Annotated in this window: 13 protein-coding genes and 1 riboswitch; of the genes, 6 read left to right on the top strand and 7 right to left on the bottom strand. The window is 74.7% G+C overall.

Translation table 11 applies throughout. From position 1 onward, the window contains the following. Window positions 1-100 precede the first annotated feature (100 nt). From BM237_RS06020 to BM237_RS06005, 4 genes are all read left to right on the top strand, one after another. On the top strand, window positions 101-928 hold the full coding sequence (locus BM237_RS06020; protein WP_093848571.1) for a lysophospholipid acyltransferase family protein: 828 nt from the start codon (window positions 101-103) through the stop codon (window positions 926-928). Between the two features lie 31 nt (window positions 929-959). Then, window positions 960-2,201, top strand: coding sequence for a MacS family sensor histidine kinase (macS, locus tag BM237_RS06015; protein WP_245793447.1), 1,242 nt, complete (start codon window positions 960-962; stop codon window positions 2,199-2,201). Next, the gene (locus tag BM237_RS06010) at window positions 2,198-2,911 is read left to right on the top strand and encodes a response regulator (RefSeq protein WP_093848444.1); all 714 of its coding nucleotides are present in this window, start codon (window positions 2,198-2,200) and stop codon (window positions 2,909-2,911) included. Before macS ends, BM237_RS06010 begins: the two co-directional genes overlap by 4 nt. Window positions 2,912-3,091: 180 nt before the next feature. Next, window positions 3,092-4,129: a 6-phosphofructokinase gene (locus BM237_RS06005; RefSeq protein WP_093848443.1), complete on the top strand. Its 1,038-nt coding sequence runs from the start codon at window positions 3,092-3,094 to the stop codon at window positions 4,127-4,129. A gap of 55 nt (window positions 4,130-4,184) precedes the next feature. On the opposite strand, the gene BM237_RS06000 is transcribed toward BM237_RS06005, so the two are convergent. Beyond that, on the bottom strand, window positions 4,185-6,158 hold the full coding sequence (locus BM237_RS06000; protein ID WP_175540899.1) for an anthranilate synthase family protein: 1,974 nt from the start codon (window positions 6,156-6,158) through the stop codon (window positions 4,185-4,187). Between the two features lie 289 nt (window positions 6,159-6,447). Between BM237_RS06000 and BM237_RS05995 the strand changes: the two genes are divergently transcribed. Then, window positions 6,448-7,797, top strand: coding sequence for a class II 3-deoxy-7-phosphoheptulonate synthase (locus BM237_RS05995; protein ID WP_093848442.1), 1,350 nt, complete (start codon window positions 6,448-6,450; stop codon window positions 7,795-7,797). A 185-nt stretch (window positions 7,798-7,982) separates the two neighbouring features. Then, window positions 7,983-8,606: a sulfite oxidase-like oxidoreductase gene (locus BM237_RS05990; protein WP_093848441.1), complete on the top strand. Its 624-nt coding sequence runs from the start codon at window positions 7,983-7,985 to the stop codon at window positions 8,604-8,606. 99 nt (window positions 8,607-8,705) lie between these two features. Here BM237_RS05990 and BM237_RS05985 read toward each other — a convergent pair whose 3' ends face one another. From BM237_RS05985 to thiO, 6 genes are all read right to left on the bottom strand, one after another. Further along, window positions 8,706-9,656, bottom strand: a complete 951-nt coding sequence (locus BM237_RS05985) for a deoxyribonuclease IV (protein WP_093848440.1) — start codon at window positions 9,654-9,656, stop codon at window positions 8,706-8,708. A gap of 97 nt (window positions 9,657-9,753) precedes the next feature. Beyond that, a complete protein-coding gene (locus BM237_RS05980; RefSeq protein WP_245793432.1) occupies window positions 9,754-10,539 on the bottom strand; it encodes a transglycosylase SLT domain-containing protein in 786 nt (261 codons plus the stop codon). Between the two features lie 365 nt (window positions 10,540-10,904). Then, entirely contained in the window at window positions 10,905-12,902 is a 1,998-nt protein-coding gene (pknB, locus tag BM237_RS05975) for a Stk1 family PASTA domain-containing Ser/Thr kinase (protein WP_217655796.1), read from the bottom strand. 154 nt (window positions 12,903-13,056) lie between these two features. Next, on the bottom strand, window positions 13,057-13,854 hold the full coding sequence (locus BM237_RS05970) for a thiazole synthase (protein ID WP_093848438.1): 798 nt from the start codon (window positions 13,852-13,854) through the stop codon (window positions 13,057-13,059). Between the two features lie 8 nt (window positions 13,855-13,862). Beyond that, window positions 13,863-14,102: a sulfur carrier protein ThiS gene (thiS, locus tag BM237_RS05965; RefSeq protein WP_093848437.1), complete on the bottom strand. Its 240-nt coding sequence runs from the start codon at window positions 14,100-14,102 to the stop codon at window positions 13,863-13,865. Beyond that, complete coding sequence (thiO, locus tag BM237_RS05960; RefSeq protein ID WP_093848436.1) at window positions 14,099-15,244, bottom strand: glycine oxidase ThiO; 1,146 nt, start codon at window positions 15,242-15,244, stop codon at window positions 14,099-14,101. The genes thiS and thiO overlap by 4 nt, the downstream gene beginning before the upstream one ends. Next, window positions 15,242-15,354, bottom strand: a riboswitch (TPP riboswitch). Its footprint overlaps the gene before it by 3 nt. Window positions 15,355-15,505 lie beyond the last annotated feature (151 nt).

Here is a 15,505-nt window from a genome sequence, read left to right as displayed (position 1 = left end):
GGACGGCCCGCGCGGGAGCGGAAGCGGGAGGGAAGCCGGCGCCGGCGGGATATGGTCTTACCGGCAGACACAGGAGGTTCCTCGGTTGTTGTACGGCGTCATGAAGCTCTCCCTCGGGAACGGGCTCAGGCTCGCGTTCCGTCCCTGGGTGGAGGGCCTGGAGAACATCCCGGCCGAGGGGCCGGCCATCCTCGCGAGCAACCACCTGTCGTTCTCCGACTCCTTCTTCCTGCCCGCCGTCCTGGAACGCAAGGTCACCTTCATCGCCAAGGCGGAGTACTTCACCACTCCGGGCGTCAAGGGCCGGCTGACGGCGGCGTTCTTCAAGGGCATCGGCCAGCTCCCGGTGGACCGCTCGGGCGGACGGGGCGCGGGCGAGGCCGCGGTCCGCAGCGGCATCCAGGTGCTGGAGCGCGGCGAGCTGTTCGGCATCTACCCCGAGGGCACCCGGTCCCCGGACGGCCGCCTCTACCGCGGCAAGCCGGGCGGACTGGCCCGGGTGGCGCTGGCCACCGGCGCGCCCGTCATCCCCATCGCGATGATCGACACCGAGAAGATCCAGCCGCCGGGCAAGGTCGTCCCGAAGCTGATGCGGCCCGGCATCCGGATCGGCAGGCCCCTGGACTTCAGCCGCTACCAGGGCATGGACGGCGACCGCTTCGTCCTGCGGTCGATCACCGACGAGGTCATGTACGAGATCATGAAACTGTCCGGCCAGGAGTACGTCGACATGTACGCCACGGCCGCCAAGCGGCAGATCGCGGAGCGGGAGAAGGCGGAGAAGGCCGAGCGGGCCGCGCGGCACAGGGCCGGGAAGGCGCACGGGGACAGCGGGGGCGACGGCGCCCGGGAGAACGGGGAGCCCGGGGGAGCCGGGGGGCCCGGTAAGGCCGCCGGCGACGGCGGGGGCGACGACAGAGCGGCCTAGGAGCCGCCGGGGGAGGTACGGGGGCGTGGCGATGGCCGCGGGGATGTCCGTCGAGCAGCCGCTGTGGAGGGCGCTGACGGCCTATCGGGTGCTCACCATGGGGTACGCGCTGGCGCTGTACGCCCACGCGTACGGCGAGTACGTCCATCCGCTGGGTGCGGGCGCCTACCTCGCCGTCCTGGCGGTGTGGACGCTGGCGACCGTCCGCCGGGTCTCCTCGGCCGAGCGCTGCACACCGCCCTTCCTGGCGGTGGAGCTGGCCGTCGCGCTCGCCGGCATCCTGCTGACACCGGTGGTGGACACCCAGGCGCGCATCGACGCCGGCGGCCCCACCCTGCCGTCGATATGGACGGCCGGCGCGGTGCTCGGCTTCGCGATCAAGAAGGGCTGGCGCTGGGCCGCGGCGGCCTCGCTGCTGGTCGGCGCCGCCAATGTGGCCGCCGCGGGCGGCTTCGCGCAGGACACCGTGCACAACGTGCTGCTGGTGTGTATCGCGAGCGTCGCCATCGGCTACGTCGTCGAGGTGGCCCGCGCCAGTGAGCGCACCCTGGCGCGTGCGCTCCGGATCGAGGCGGCCACCCGCGAGCGGGAGCGTCTGGCCCGGGACATCCACGACAGCGTGCTCCAGGTGCTGGCCATGGTGCAGCGCCGCGGCACCGCCATCGGCGGGGAGGCGGCCGAACTGGGACGGCTGGCGGGGGAGCAGGAGGCGGCGCTGCGCACGCTGGTGTCCAGTGGTGTGGTGCCCGAGGCCTCCGCGTCCCGCGCCGCGGGGGGCCCCGCTCCGGGCTCCCCGGCTGCTCCGGGCTCCCCGGTCCCCGCGGCCGCCGTGCCGCCGCAGGGCAGGGGCGCAGGGGACGGGGAGGACGGCGGGGAGTGCGATGTGCGCGCGCTGCTGTCCGCGTACGCCGGGAGCAGGGTCTCCTTCGCCGAGCCCGGTGCGCCGGTGCGGCTGCCCGCGGCGGCCGCCCGGGAACTGGCCGCGGCGGTCGGCGCCGCCCTGGACAATGTGCGCACACACGCACAGGGGCCGTCGGGCGAGGAGGCGCAGGCGTGGATCCTGCTGGAGGACGAGCCGGACGCCGTGGTGGTGACCGTACGGGACGACGGACCCGGCATCCCGCCCGGACGGCTGGAGGACGCGGAGGCCGAGGGCCGCATGGGCGTGGCGCTGTCCATCCGCGGCCGGCTGCGGGACCTGGGCGGCAGCGCGGAGCTGCTGTCGGTGCCGGGACAGGGGACGGAAGTCGAGCTGAGGGTGCCCAAGCGATGACGAGTACGACCGATGGCAGCGGCGGACGCGGCGAGGGGGCCGTACGGGTGATGGTCGTCGACGACCACCCGATGTGGCGGGACGCGGTCGCCCGCGACCTGGCCGAGGCGGGCTTCGACGTGGTGGCCACGGCCGGGGACGGCCCCCAGGCGGTGCGCCGGGCGCGGGCCGTCGGGCCGGACGTCCTCGTCCTCGACCTCAACCTGCCCGGACTGCCGGGCGTCGAGGTGTGCCGACAGCTCGTCGGCTCCGGGCCCGGGGGCGAGCCCGCCGGACCCCGGGTCCTGGTGCTCTCCGCCAGCGGCGAGCACGCGGACGTGCTGGAGGCGGTGAAGTCCGGTGCGACGGGCTATCTGGTGAAGTCGGCGAGCACGCGGGAGCTGCTGGAGGCCGTACGCCGCACGGCGGAGGGGGATCCGGTGTTCACGCCGGGGCTGGCCGGGCTGGTGCTCGGCGAGTACCGGCGGCTGGCCGGCGACCCCGCGCCGCGCGGGCGCGACGAGCCCGGCGCGCCCCGGCTGACCGAGCGGGAGACCGAGGTGCTGCGGCTGGTCGCCAAGGGGCTGTCGTACAAGCAGATCGCCGAGCGGCTGGTCATCTCGCACCGCACCGTGCAGAACCATGTGCAGAACACCCTGGGCAAGCTCCAGCTCCACAACCGGGTGGAGCTGGTGCGCTACGCGATCGAGCGCGGCCTGGACGACGCCTGAGCCCGCCGCACTCGCCGTCCGCCGCCGGGCCACCGCCCGCCGTCCGTTCCGGCGTTCCGCCGCTCCCGCCGCCCGTACCACCGCTAGCGTGGCCGGAGCGGCCGGCCGGTGGTTCCGCCGGATCGGGGAACCCGCCGCAGGAGGCCGGAAACCGGGAAACCGGGCGGAGAAGGGAGACTCATGCGGGTCGGAGTGCTGACCGGCGGCAGCGACTGCCCCGGACTCAACGCGGTGCTGCGCGCGATCGTCCGCAAGGGGGTGCAGGAGTACGGCGACGAGTTCACCGGGTTCCGCGACGGCTGGCGCGGTGTGCTGCGGGACGAGACCGTGCCGCTCGACATCCGGGCCGTGCGCGGCACCCTGCCGCGCGGCGGCACCATCCTCGGCTCCTCGCGCACCAACCCCCTGGCACAGGAGGACGGGGCCGACAGGGTGCTGGGCACCCTCGCCCGGCACCGGCTGGACGCCCTGATCGTGATCGGCGGGACCGCCACGCTCGGCGCCGCGGCCCGACTCGCCGAGGACCACGGCGTCCCCCTGGTGGGCGTGCCCAAGACCATCGACAACGACATCCCCCTCACCGACTACACCGTCGGCTTCGACACCGCCGTCGGCGTCGCCACCCAGGCCATCGACCGGCTGCACACCACCGCCGAGTCCCACAAACGGGTGCTGGTGGTGGAGGTGATGGGGCGCAGCGCCGGATGGATCGCCCTCCACTCGGGCCTGGCGGGCGGGGCCAACTGCATCCTCATCCCCGAGCAGCCCTTCAACGTGGAGCAGGTGTGCGAGTGGGTCGAGTCCCGCTTCCGGGCCACCTACGCCCCGATCGTCGTCATCGCCGACAGCGCCCTGCCCGAGTCGGGCGAGATCACCCTGCACCGCGGCACCACGCCGCTGCCGAGCGCGGATCCCCGCGCCCGGCTCTCCGGGGTGGGCGAGTGGCTGGGCAGGGAGATCGAGCGGCGCACCGGAAAGGAGTCCCGCACCACCGTGCTCGGCCACATCCAGCGCGGCGGCGCTCCCAGCCCGTTCGACCGCTGGCTGGCCACCCGCTTCGGCCTGCACGCGATCGACGCGGTGCACCAGGGCGACTGGGGCTCGATGACGGCGCTGCAGGGCACCCGGATCACCCGCGTACGGCTGGCGGAGGCGACCTCCACGCTGAAGACGGTCGACCCGTCGCTGTACGAGGAGGTCGGCGTCTTCTTCGGCTGACCCCTGGACGGCCCGGCCCGGCGGACGCACCGCGCCGGGCCGGGCCGCGGATCCCTCAGACCAGGACGGCGGCCAGCAGATCGGCCGTGATCCGCACCCCCTCCAGCGTCAGCACCGACTCGGGGTGGAACTGCACTCCGGCGAAGTGCGGCCCGCGCAGCGCGTGGACGTCCCCGCGGGCCGGATCGCGGCTGAGCTCCACTCCGTCCGCGGCCAGCTCCCGCTCCCGCTCCGCGCCGCAGCGGGCGGTGTAGGAGTTGTAGAAGCCGACGGTCCGCTCCGTTCCGAACAGGTCGATCCGCTCCTGCGCGCCCTGGTACGGCTCGTCCTTGCGGAGCAGTTCCAGCCCCAGCCCGGCGGCGATCAGCTCGTGTCCCAGGCAGACCCCCAGCAGCCCGTGGCGGTGGCCGTGCAGCAGTTCGGCGGCGAGCGGGCGCAGCATCCGCATCTTCGGGTCGGCGGCGTCGCGCGGATCGCCGGGGCCGGGGCCGAGCACCACCGGGCCCGGGTGGGCGAGCACCGCCTCGCGCAGGCCCGGCTCGTCGTACCGCCGCACCGTCACCTCCAGGCCGGTGGAGCGCAGCAGATGGGCCAGCATCGCGGTGAAGGAGTCCTCGCCGTCCACCACCAGCGCCCGGCCGCGCACCGCGCCGTACCCGGCGCCGGGGGCGGACGTGCGCATCCGCAGCCAGAACGGGGCCAGGTCCGCGCGCCGCGCGTCGAGCGCGGCCCGCACCCGCGGGTCGTCCGCCAGGCGGGGCCGGCCGGCCGTTCCCGCGGTCCCGGCCGTTCCCGCGGTCCCGGCCAGTCCCGCCGGACGGGTCGGTCCGGTCCGCACCCCCAGCGCGGCCAGCACCCCGGCGGCCTTGGCATGGGTCTCGGCGACCTCGCCCGCCGGGTTCGAGGCGCGCACCAGCGTGGCGCCCACCGGAACCCGCACCTCGCCGGTGGCCGCGTCGATGTCGGCGGTGCGGATGAGGATGGGGGAGTCCAGCGTCTGCGCGCCGCCGCCGTCCCGGCCGATCAGCGCCAGCGCCCCCGCGTAGTAGCCGCGCCCGCCCTCCTCGTGGCGCCGGATCACCCGGCACGCGTTCTCCACCGGGCTGCCGGTGACGGTCGCGGCGAACATCGTCTCGCGCAGCACCTCGCGGACGTCCCAGGTGCTGCGGCCGCGCAGCTCGTACTCGGTGTGCGCCAGATGGGCCATCTCCCGCAGCCGCGGCCCGACCACCACACCGCCCATGTCGCCGACGGCGCACATCATCTTCAGCTCCTCGTCGACCACCATCGACAGCTCCTCGGTCTCCTTGCGGTCGCCGAGGAACTCCAGCAGACCCTCCGCGGACGGGCCGCCGGCCGGATAGCGGTAGGTGCCGCTGATCGGGTTCATCACCACCGTCCCGCCGCTCATCCGGACGTGGACCTCGGGGCTGGCCCCCACCAGGGTGCGCTCGCCGGTGTGCACGGCGTACGTCCAGTACGCGCCGCGCTCCCCGGCCAGCAGCCGCCGGAACAGCGCCAGCGCGTCGGCCCTGCCGTAGCCCTCGACCACGCCCCGGTAGGTGCGGCGGACGACGAAGTTGGCGCCCTCGCCGGAGCCGATCTCGTCCTCGACCACCCGGCGCACGATCTCCTCGTACGCGCCGTCGCCCACATCGAAGCCCCCGCCGGTGACGCGGACCGCGTAGCCGGGCAGCGCGGCCGCCAGCGCGTCCAGGGGCACCTCGTGGATCTCGTCGGGGACGAGCACCGACAGCGGAGTGCCGTCGTCGGTCGCCTCGAAGCCGCGTTCGCGGATCTGCCGGAACGGCACCAGGGCGAGGGCGGCCGGCCCGTCGGCGGGGATGTCGGCCAGCCGCTCCACCTCGCCGACCGGCCCGATCAGCACCTCTACGGTGCGCCCGTCCCGGCCGGGGGTGCGGCGCAGCAGCAGGGCGAAGGGCGGGCAGTCGTCGGCCAGCAGGCGCTCCACCAGGGCGCTCGCGGTGACGGTGCCGGGGGTCTCGGGGGTGCCGGTGCGGTCTCTCACAGCGGGTCCGTTCCTTCCTGTCGGGAGAGGGAACGGCCCGCGCGCCGACTGCCGGCGCGAACGCGGAAGGCCGCCCCTCGGGCGGCCTTCGCGTCGTACGGATTCAGTGCACGCGCCGGCGGGCCGCCGAAGAGGCGGGCCACCACCAGGCTGCGGCCGTCACGGCCGAAACCGTCGTCTGCGTGTGCATGCCCCGCACCCTACCCCCGCCCCGATCGTCCCCGCAGGTTCCGTCTCACCCATCGGTCAGGCGCGCGGAGCGGCCGGCCCCACCCCGTAACCTGGACGCGTGACCGTGAACGCCAAACCCGACGCCGGTGCCCGCACCTGGCGAGACCTGCCCGCGGCGCAGCAGCCCGAATGGCCGGACCTTGAGGCTCTGCGCGATGTGATCGCCGAGCTCGAGTCCTATCCGCCGCTCGTCTTCGCGGGCGAGTGCGACCAGCTGCGCGCCCGCCTGGCGTCCGTGGCCAAGGGCGAGGCGTTCCTGCTCCAGGGGGGAGACTGCGCCGAGGCCTTCGACGCCGTCTCCGCCGAGCAGATCAGGAACAAGCTCAAGACGCTGCTCCAGATGGGGGCCGTGCTCACCTACGCCGGGTCCGTCCCGGTGGTGAAGGTGGGCCGGATCGCCGGGCAGTACAGCAAGCCGCGCTCGAAGCCGACCGAGACCCGCGACGGGGTGACCCTGCCCTCCTACCGGGGCGACTCCGTCAACGGCTTCGAGTTCACCCCCGAGGCCCGCACCCCGGACCCGCAGCGGCTCAAGCGGATGTACCACGCGTCCTCGGCGACGCTGAACCTGGTGCGCGCCTTCACCACCGGCGGTTACGCCGACCTGCGCCAGGTGCACGCCTGGAACCAGGACTTCGTGAAGAACTCCCCCTCCGGCCAGCGCTACGAGGCACTGGCCCGGGAGATCGACCGGGCGCTGAACTTCATGAACGCCTGCGGGGTGGACCCGGAGGAGTTCAAGACGGTGGAGTTCTACGCCTCGCACGAGGCGCTGGTCCTCGACTACGAGTCGGCGCTGACCCGGGTGGACTCCCGCACGGGGAACCTGTACGACGTCTCCGGCCACATGGTGTGGATCGGTGAGCGGACCCGCCAGCTGGACGGCGCGCACATCGAGTTCGCCTCCCGCATCCGCAACCCGATCGGGGTCAAGCTCGGCCCCACCACCACGCCCGAGGACGCCCTGACGCTGATCGACCGGCTGGACCCGGACCGCGAGCCGGGCCGGCTGACCTTCATCACCCGGATGGGGGCCGACAAGATCCGCGACAGGCTCCCCACCCTGGTGGAGAAGGTCACGGCCTCCGGCGCGCAGCCGGTGTGGGTGTGCGACCCGATGCACGGCAACACCTTCGAGGCCGCCAGCGGGCACAAGACGCGGCGCTTCGACGACGTGCTGGACGAGGTCAAGGGCTTCTTCGAGGTCCACAAGAGCCTGGGCACCCACCCGGGCGGCATCCACGTGGAGCTGACCGGCGACGACGTCACCGAGTGCGTGGGCGGCGGCGACGAGATCTTCGTCGACGACCTGCACCAGCGCTACGAGACCGCCTGCGACCCGCGGCTGAACCGCAGCCAGTCGCTGGACCTGGCGTTCCTGGTGGCGGAGATGTACCGGGACCAGTGAACGGCGGGCACTCCGGCGCACCGGCGGGTACCGGCACGCGCCGATGAGCACCGGCACACAGCGGCGCCGTGGGGCGCGGATCACAGCGATCCGCGCCCCACGGCGCCTTTCGCGTGCCCGGCCCGCTCTCCCGTGCGGACCGGGGCGCGGTCACGGGCACGGCCGTGGTCTGTCACCATGGAGACATGGTTCAGCCGGAAAGCCGCGAAGGGGAGCTACTGGATCTTCCGCCGGGGCAGCGGCTCCAGCGCGGCTGGCCGGTGACGCACTACGGCCCGGTGCCCAGGTTCCGGCCCGAGCGCTGGGAGTTCCGCGTCTTCGGGGCCACCGCCGACGGGGGCACGCACCGCTGGAAGCACGAGGAGTTCTCGGCGCTGCCCCACGAGACCGTGGTCGCCGACCTGCACTGTGTCACCCGGTTCAGCATGCTGGGCGTCGAATGGGGCGGGGTGCGCACCCGCACCCTCCTCGAACTCGTGCCGCCCGCGCCGGAGGTCGCCCATGTGATGGTGTGGGCCGAGTACGGCTACAGCGCCAACCTGCGGCTGGCGGACTTCACCGCCGACCACACGCTCTTCGCCACCCACCGCGCCGGCGAGCCGCTCACGGCCGAGCACGGCTTCCCGGTGCGGCTGGTCGTACCCCATCTGTACGCCTGGAAGGGGCCCAAGTGGGTGCGGGGCGTGGAGTACATGACCGCCGACCGCCGGGGCTTCTGGGAGGAGCGGGGCTACCACAACATCGGCGACCCCTGGCACGAGCAGCGCTACTCGTACCAGGAGGAGCCGGGCGACGGCCCCGGGCTGTGACCGGGCCCGCGGCCCGTCCGCGCGGCCCCTTCGCACGGTCCCTTCGCGCAGCCCCCGCGCATTCCTTCGCGCGGCCCCTCCCGCCGTCCGGGAGCCGCGTCAGCCCCTGAGCTCCTTCAGCCGGGCCACGTCCGCCGCGTGCCCCTCCCTGCCGCCCGGGGTCTCGATGACCAGGGGCACGCCCCCGGTCGCCGGATGGCGCAGCAGCTCGCGGAACGGCCCGGCGCCGATGTGGCCCGCGCCGATGTTCGCGTGGCGGTCCTTGCGGGCGCCGGCGACGTCCTTGGAGTCGTTGGCGTGGACCAGCCGCAGCCGCCCCTCGCCGGCCACCGCCACCACCTCGTCCAGCAGCGCCTTCATGCCGCCCTCGGCCGCCATGTCGTGCCCGGCGGCGAAGGCGTGGCAGGTGTCCAGGCAGATCCCGAGCCGGGGATGGCGCTCCAGGGCGTCGAGGTAGGGGCCCAGGTCCGCGGCCCGCGCGCACAGCGAGGCGCCCTGGCCGGCCGTCGGCTCCAGCAGCAGCCACGGGTCCTGCGACCCCTCGCCGGGGTCCAGTTCCTCCAGCAGCGGCAGCATCCGCTCGCGCACCTGGGCCAGCGCCGTGGCGCGGTCCCGTCCGCCGGTGGCCGAGCCGGTGTGGACGACCACGCCCAGGGCGCCGATGTGCCGGGCGCGCCGCAGCGAGTGGCGCAGGGAGGCCACGGACCGCTCGGCCGTGGCCTCGGTGTGCGAGCCGAAGTTGATCAGGTAGGGCGCGTGGACGTAGGCGGGGATCCCCTCGTCCGCGCAGGCCGTGCGGAAGGCCTCGTCCTGTCTCGGGTCGCCCGCCGGGGTGGCCCAGCCGCGCGGGTTGGCGACGAAGACCTGCACGGCCTCGGCGCCGATCTCACGGGCGTACGCCAGGCCCTTGGCGGCGAGTCCGCCGGCGACGGCGACATGGCTGCCGACGGGGTTGCGGGCGCGGCGGGAGGCGGGGGCGGCCCCGCCCGCGTCCGCGGAGGAAGGGGAGGGGGAGGGTGGGGCGTCGTGCGGGGAAGGTGCGGTGCTCACACGTCGAGGGTGCCAGGCCCCCGCGGCGCACGGCCCGGCGGCCCGCTCGTGGTGAACGGGCCGCCGGGCCGTGTGGGGGGGGTCGCCTTCGGGCCGGTCAGTAGGCCGAGTCGACGTTGTCCATGGAGCCGTACCGGTCGGCGGCGTAGTTGCACGCGGCGACGATGTTGGCCACCGGGTCGTACAGGTCGTACTTGGTGCCCTCGACGTGGTAGGCGTCGAAGGTGGGCTGGATCACCTGGAGCAGCCCCTTGGAGGGTATGCCGTTGCGGGCGTTGACGTCCCAGTCGTTGACGGCCCGCGGGTCGCCGCTGGACTCGCGCATGATGTTGCGGTGGATGCCCTCGTAGGTGCCGGGGATGCCCTCGCGCTCCATGATGGCCAGGGCCTGGCGGATCCACCCGTCGAGGTTGTCCGGGTACGAGGCGGCCTCGCGCCGCTCGCGCTCGTATGCCCGCTCCAGGGACCCCCTGTCGCGCTCGCCCCAGTTGCCGCCGTCGCCCCAGCCGCCGCGGTCGTGCGAGCGGTCGGCGGCGGCCTCGCGTTCGGCCTTCCCTGCCTTGCGCTCCTCCTCGGCGGCGGCCTCGCGGGCGTCGGCCTGGGCCTGCTGGTAGGAGCCGGAGAACTGCGCCCGCAGGCCGCCCTGCCCGGCGGCGATGTCCTCGGCCTGGGCGGCCGGCTCCACCGGGAGCGAGACCGGTGCGGGGGCGGGCTTCGGCTCGGCCGAGGGGGCGGCCTGCTCGGCGCCCGCCGGGGCGAGGCCGAGCGCCAGGGTGGCGGCGCCGGTGGCCGCGGCGACACCGATGGCGGAGAACCTGTGGGTGCCGGTCATACGGGCGGTGCCGGACACGCGGAACTGGTCGAGAACGCGGAACACAGACATGGGGGAGGAGAACCTCTTCCGATCGCTTGCGTCGCGGAGCCGGATCAGCCGGGCCGGCCATGGGGCCGAGCGAGGTTGCGCCGGGTTCCTCTCCTCGGCGCTGGCGACCGTTGCATTGTTAGCGGCCGGAACTTATGAGGACAAAGGCGTGACATACGACCCGATATAGTAGATATCCGGCGGAAGTGATCTCCGGAAGGCGATCGGAGCCGCTCGGGGCCGTCCGGGCCGCCGCGATGTCCACTATGCGGCTACGTAGGTGACCTGGGTCCTATGGGGCGCTTCACAACGGCTGCCCGCTCAAGCGACCCTCCGCACCCGGACGGTGACGCACGATTCGGTCCGGCCGGGCCGGCGAGCTCCGGTCAGCGCACCCAGACGGTGATCTCCGAGCCGCGCGGGGCCCGTTCGCCGGCCGCGACGGACTGGTCGAAGACGGTGCCGGTGAAGAAGACCCTGCGGATCTTCACCTCGAAGCCCGCGTCCTCCAGGGCCCGCCTGGCCTCGTCCTCCGCCAGCCCCTCCACGTCCGGGACCTCGATCATCTCCGGGCCCTTGGAGACGGTCAGCGTGACGGTGTCGCCCTCGGCGGCGACCGCGCCCTCACGGGGCGACTGCCGGGCGATCGTGCCCTCCTCCTCCTGGGAGAAGACCCGCTCCGGGGCCGTGCGGACCTTCAGCCCGGCCTCCTCCAGCCGCTGCCGGGCCGTTCCCTCGTCCTCACCGACGACACCGGGCACCTCGACCCGCGCGCCCTTGGAGAGCACGAGCGCCACGGCCGTGCCCGGACGGCGCACGCTGCCCGCCCCGGGCTCGGTGCGGGCCACCGAGCCCCGCTCCACCTTCCCGGAGAACTCCCTGGTCACCATGCCTGGCTCCAGCCCCGCGGCCTTGATCTTCCGGCGGGCCTCGTCCGGTGTGTCGCCCGTCACGTCGGGGACCTCGACCCGCTCCGGGCCCTGGGAGACGGTGATGGTCACCGTGCCGTTGCCGCGGATGCGCTCACCGCGGTCGGGGTCGGTGCCGATGACATGGCCCCGCTCCACGGTGTCGCTGTAGTCCCGGACGATCCGCCACTCCAGCCCGGCCTCCTCGACCGTCCGCTTGGCCCGGTCCTCGGTCATGTCGAGCACCCCGGGTGTCCTGGTGAACTGTCCGGAGTTGATGTACCAGACGCCCAGCACCGCGCCGAGGACCAGCAGGGCGGCGGTGACCAGCGCCGGCACCGAACGCATGGGCCCGCGGCCCGCCCCCCGCCGCCGGCGCGCGCCCGGCCCGGGCGGACCCGCCTCCCCCGGCTCCGCCCGTACGGCGGCCGGCCGGGGCAGGACGGAGGTGCGGTTCAGCGCCTCCCCGCCCTCCTTTGGGCCGGCGCCGCCGGCGGGCGCTCCCGGCGTACCGCCGCGCGGGAGGACGGTGGTGCTCTCCTCGGAGCCGGCGGGGACGGAGGAGGCGGAGAAGGCTGAGGAGCCGTTCCGGCCGGCGGCGGCCGGGGGCGGCGCGTCCAGCTGCTCGCCGGTCAGCGTCTCCTTCACGGCTTTGACCTCGGCGAGCAGTTCCACGGCGTCGGCCGGCCGCCGTCCGGGGTCGCGGGCGGCGGTACGGGCCACCAGGTCGTCCAGGGCGGGGGCGAGATCGGGCACGGCGGCCGAGGGGGCCGGGACGTCCTGGTGGAGGTGCTGGTGGAGCACCTGGGCCGGGGTGCCGCCGGCGTGCGGCTTGGAGCCGGTCAGCATCTCGTACAGCACCACGCCGCAGGCGTAGACGTCCGCGCGGGCGTCGGCGGTGCCGTGCTCGATCTGCTCGGGCGCCAGGTAGGAGACGGTGCCCAGCACCGAGCCGGTGGAGGCGGACGTCTGGGAGCCCACGGCCCGCACCAGGCCGAAGTCGGCCACCTTGACCCGCCCGTCGTCCCCTATCAGGACGTTCTCCGGCTTCACGTCGCGGTGCACCAGACCGGCCAGATGGGCGGCGCCCAGCGCGGCGAGCACGGCCTCCAGGACGTCCAGCGCGGCGCGCGGCTGGAGCGCACCGCGCTCGCGCAGCACGTCGCGCAGCGTGCAGCCCTGGACGTACTCCATGGCGAGGTAGACGTAGCCGCCGTCCTCGCCCTGGTCGAAGACCCCCACCACGTTCGGGTGGGACAGACGGGCCGCGGACTTGGCCTCCCGGATGAACCGGTCGACGAACGAGGCGTCGGCCGCGAGGGAGGGGTGCATCACCTTCAGGGCGAGCTCCCGGTCCAGCCGGGTGTCCATCGCCCGGTAGACCGTGGCCATGCCGCCGACGGCGATCCGCGCCTCCACGCGGTACCGGCCGTCGAGCACGTGCCCGATCAACGGGTCCCGAAGGGTCGTGTCCACGGCGCAGAGTCTACGAGCCGCCGTGCGCACGGCCGACCGCACCGGCGCAGGCGCACCGGAGTGCGGCACAACGGTGACGAAACCGCCGCCGCGCCGCGACATCGGTACGAAAGCCCGCGGACGGCCGCCCGAAGACCGCTCGCCCGAAGCCCGCTCACCCGAAGGCCGGCCGCTCCGGGTCGAGATCCGCCATCCCCTCCGCCGGCGAGGAGGCCAGCGCGAAGTGGCGGCGCGGGATCCGGCCCGCACGGTACGCCAGCCGCCCCGCCTCCACCGCGTGCCGCATCGCCTCGGCCATCAGCACCGGCTCCTGGGCGCGGGTGACGGCGGAGGCCAGCATCACCGCCGCGCAGCCCAGTTCCATGGCGAGGGCGGCGTCCGAGGCGGTGCCCGCGCCCGCGTCCAGGACGACCGGGACGGACGCCCGCTCGGTGATCAGCTGGAAGTTGTGCGGGTTGCGGATGCCCAGGCCCGAGCCGATGGGTGAGCCCAGCGGCATGATCGCCGCGCAGCCCACGTCCTCCAGCCGCCGCGCCAGCACCGGATCGTCGCTGGTGTACGGCAGGACTGTGAAGCCGTCGTCGACCAGCGTCTCGGCGGCCTCCAGCAACTCCACCGGGTCGGGCAGCAGGGTGCGCTCGTCGGCGACCACCTCCAGTTTGATCCAGTCGGTGCCCAGCGCCTCGCGGGCCAGCCGGGCGGTGAGCACGGCCTCCCCGGCGGTGAAGCAGCCGGCGGTGTTGGGCAGCACGCGGATGCCGTGCCGCCTGAGCACCGACAGCACCGAGCCGGAGACGGTCGGGTCCAGGCGCCGCATGGCCACAGTGGTCAGCTCGGTGCCCGAGGCGAGCAGCGCCCGCTCCAGCACCTCCAGACTGGGCGCGCCGCCCGTGCCCATGATGAGGCGGGAGGAGAAGGCGGTGCCGCCGATGGTGAGGGTGTCGTCAGCCATGGCCGCCGTCAGCCCCCCTGCACCGCGGTCAGGACCTCGACCCGGTCGCCGTCGCTCAGCTGTGTCGCCGGCCACTGTCCGCGCGGCACGACGGTCTCGTTGACGGCCGCGGCGACGCCGGCCGGGGCGGTGGTCAGGGACGCCACGACCGCGTCGAGGGCGAGGCCGGCCGCGATCTCGCGCGGCTCGCCGTTGACATGGACGGTGACGGTGGCGATGGCGGCGGTACGGGGTGCGCCGGTGTTCATACGGGGCTCTCCTGAAGCGTGCGGTCGAAGCGCCGGGGGGTGAACGGGCGTGCCTCCTCGGGGAGTTCGCCGGTGGTCAGAACCTGGGCCAGGACATCGCCGGTGACCGGGGCGAGCAGTACCCCGTTGCGGTGGTGGCCGGTGGCCAGATGCAGGCCGGGCAGGGCGGTCGGACCGAGCAGCGGTGCGTTGTCCGGGGAGCCGGGGCGCAGCCCCGCGCGGGTCTCCACCAGCGGCAGCTCGGTGATGCCGGGCACCAGCTCGTGCGCGTCGCGCAGCAGCTCGTAGACGCCGCCGGCCGTCACGGTGGTGTCCCAGCCCTGCTCCTCGCTGGTCGCGCCCAGCACCAGCTCGCCGTCGGCCCGCGGCACCAGATAGACATGGCCGCCGCGCACCAGGGCCCGCACGGTGCGCGAGAGGAACGGGGCGTACGCGCCGGGGATCCGCAGCCGCAGGATCTGGCCCTTGACCGGGCGCACCGGCGGCAGGACCTCCTCGGGCACCCCCGCCAGCCGGCCGCTGTCGCCGCCCGCCGCCAGCACCACCAGGTCGGCCCCGACCGCGGTGCCGTCGGCCAGCCGTGCCCCGGCCGCCCGGTCGCCGGACAGGGACAGCCGCCCGGCCCGCTGCCGCACGAAGCGGACCCCGGCCCGCTCGCAGGCCGCCAGCAGCGCGGCCGTCAGCCGGCGCGGATCGGTCTGGTGGTCGCCGTCCACGCGCAGCCCGCCGCGCACCCCGGGGGCGAGCATCGGCTCCAGGCGGCGGCACTCGCGGCCGGTCAGCCACGCCGACTCCAGCCCGCAGCGCCGGTGCAGCGCGTGCAGTTCCCGCAGATGGGCCCGGTCGTCGGCGTCCAGCGCGACGGCCAGCGTGCCGCAGGCGCGGTAGCCGGTCCCCAGGCCCGAGGCCTCCTCCAGTTCGGCCGTGAAGGCCGGATAGCGGCGCGCCGAGGCCAGATTGAGGGCGAGCAGGGACTCCTCGCCGTAGTGCAGCTCGGTGACGGCCGCCAGCATCCCGGCCGCCACTTCGGCGGCGCCGCCGCCCGGCGCCGGGTCGACGACCGTGACCCGCGCCCCCCGCTGCGCGGTCCGCCAGGCCGTGACCAGCCCGATGACACCACCGCCGATGATCAGCACGTGCATGGGTGCGGTGCTCCTCCCTTCGCCGGAATGACCCGGATCAGGTTCGTACGGTCGGAGGCCGCGCAAGCCTCCCTCTCAGCCCGGTGCGCCGGGCTCCCGCGCTTGTCGTTCGCCGGTTCGTCCCGGGGCCTTCCCGTCCCCCGGACGCCGACCACCCTATCCGCGCGCCCGCCGGGGCTGAAGGGGAGCCGGGCCCCGGCCCCCCCTTCGGCCCCGGCGGCTGTGGCGGGGCTCTCACCGGGCCGGGCCGCCGGGCCGCCC

The sequence above is a fragment of the Streptomyces mangrovi genome, assembly GCF_900114215.1.
Classification (GTDB): Bacteria; Actinomycetota; Actinomycetes; order Streptomycetales; family Streptomycetaceae; genus Streptomyces; species Streptomyces barkulensis.
Note: the sequence above shows the minus strand (reverse complement) of the source record. Positions and strands in the feature narration are given on the sequence as shown.

Bases quoted from the DNA above. Each gene is read 5' to 3' on its own strand.
- BM237_RS06010 (WP_093848444.1), top strand. From the start codon at position 2,198: ATGACGAGTACGACCGATGGCAGCGGCGGACGCGGCGAGGGGGCCGTA.
- BM237_RS05990 (WP_093848441.1), top strand. From the start codon at position 7,983: ATGGTTCAGCCGGAAAGCCGCGAAGGGGAGCTACTGGATCTTCCGCCG.
- BM237_RS05980 (WP_245793432.1), bottom strand. From the start codon at position 10,539: ATGTCTGTGTTCCGCGTTCTCGACCAGTTCCGCGTGTCCGGCACCGCC.
- BM237_RS05970 (WP_093848438.1), bottom strand. From the start codon at position 13,854: ATGGCTGACGACACCCTCACCATCGGCGGCACCGCCTTCTCCTCCCGC.
- BM237_RS06005 (WP_093848443.1), top strand. From the start codon at position 3,092: ATGCGGGTCGGAGTGCTGACCGGCGGCAGCGACTGCCCCGGACTCAAC.
- BM237_RS06020 (WP_093848571.1), top strand. From the start codon at position 101: ATGAAGCTCTCCCTCGGGAACGGGCTCAGGCTCGCGTTCCGTCCCTGG.
- thiO (WP_093848436.1), bottom strand. From the start codon at position 15,244: ATGCACGTGCTGATCATCGGCGGTGGTGTCATCGGGCTGGTCACGGCC.
- thiS (WP_093848437.1), bottom strand. From the start codon at position 14,102: ATGAACACCGGCGCACCCCGTACCGCCGCCATCGCCACCGTCACCGTC.
- macS (WP_245793447.1), top strand. From the start codon at position 960: ATGGCCGCGGGGATGTCCGTCGAGCAGCCGCTGTGGAGGGCGCTGACG.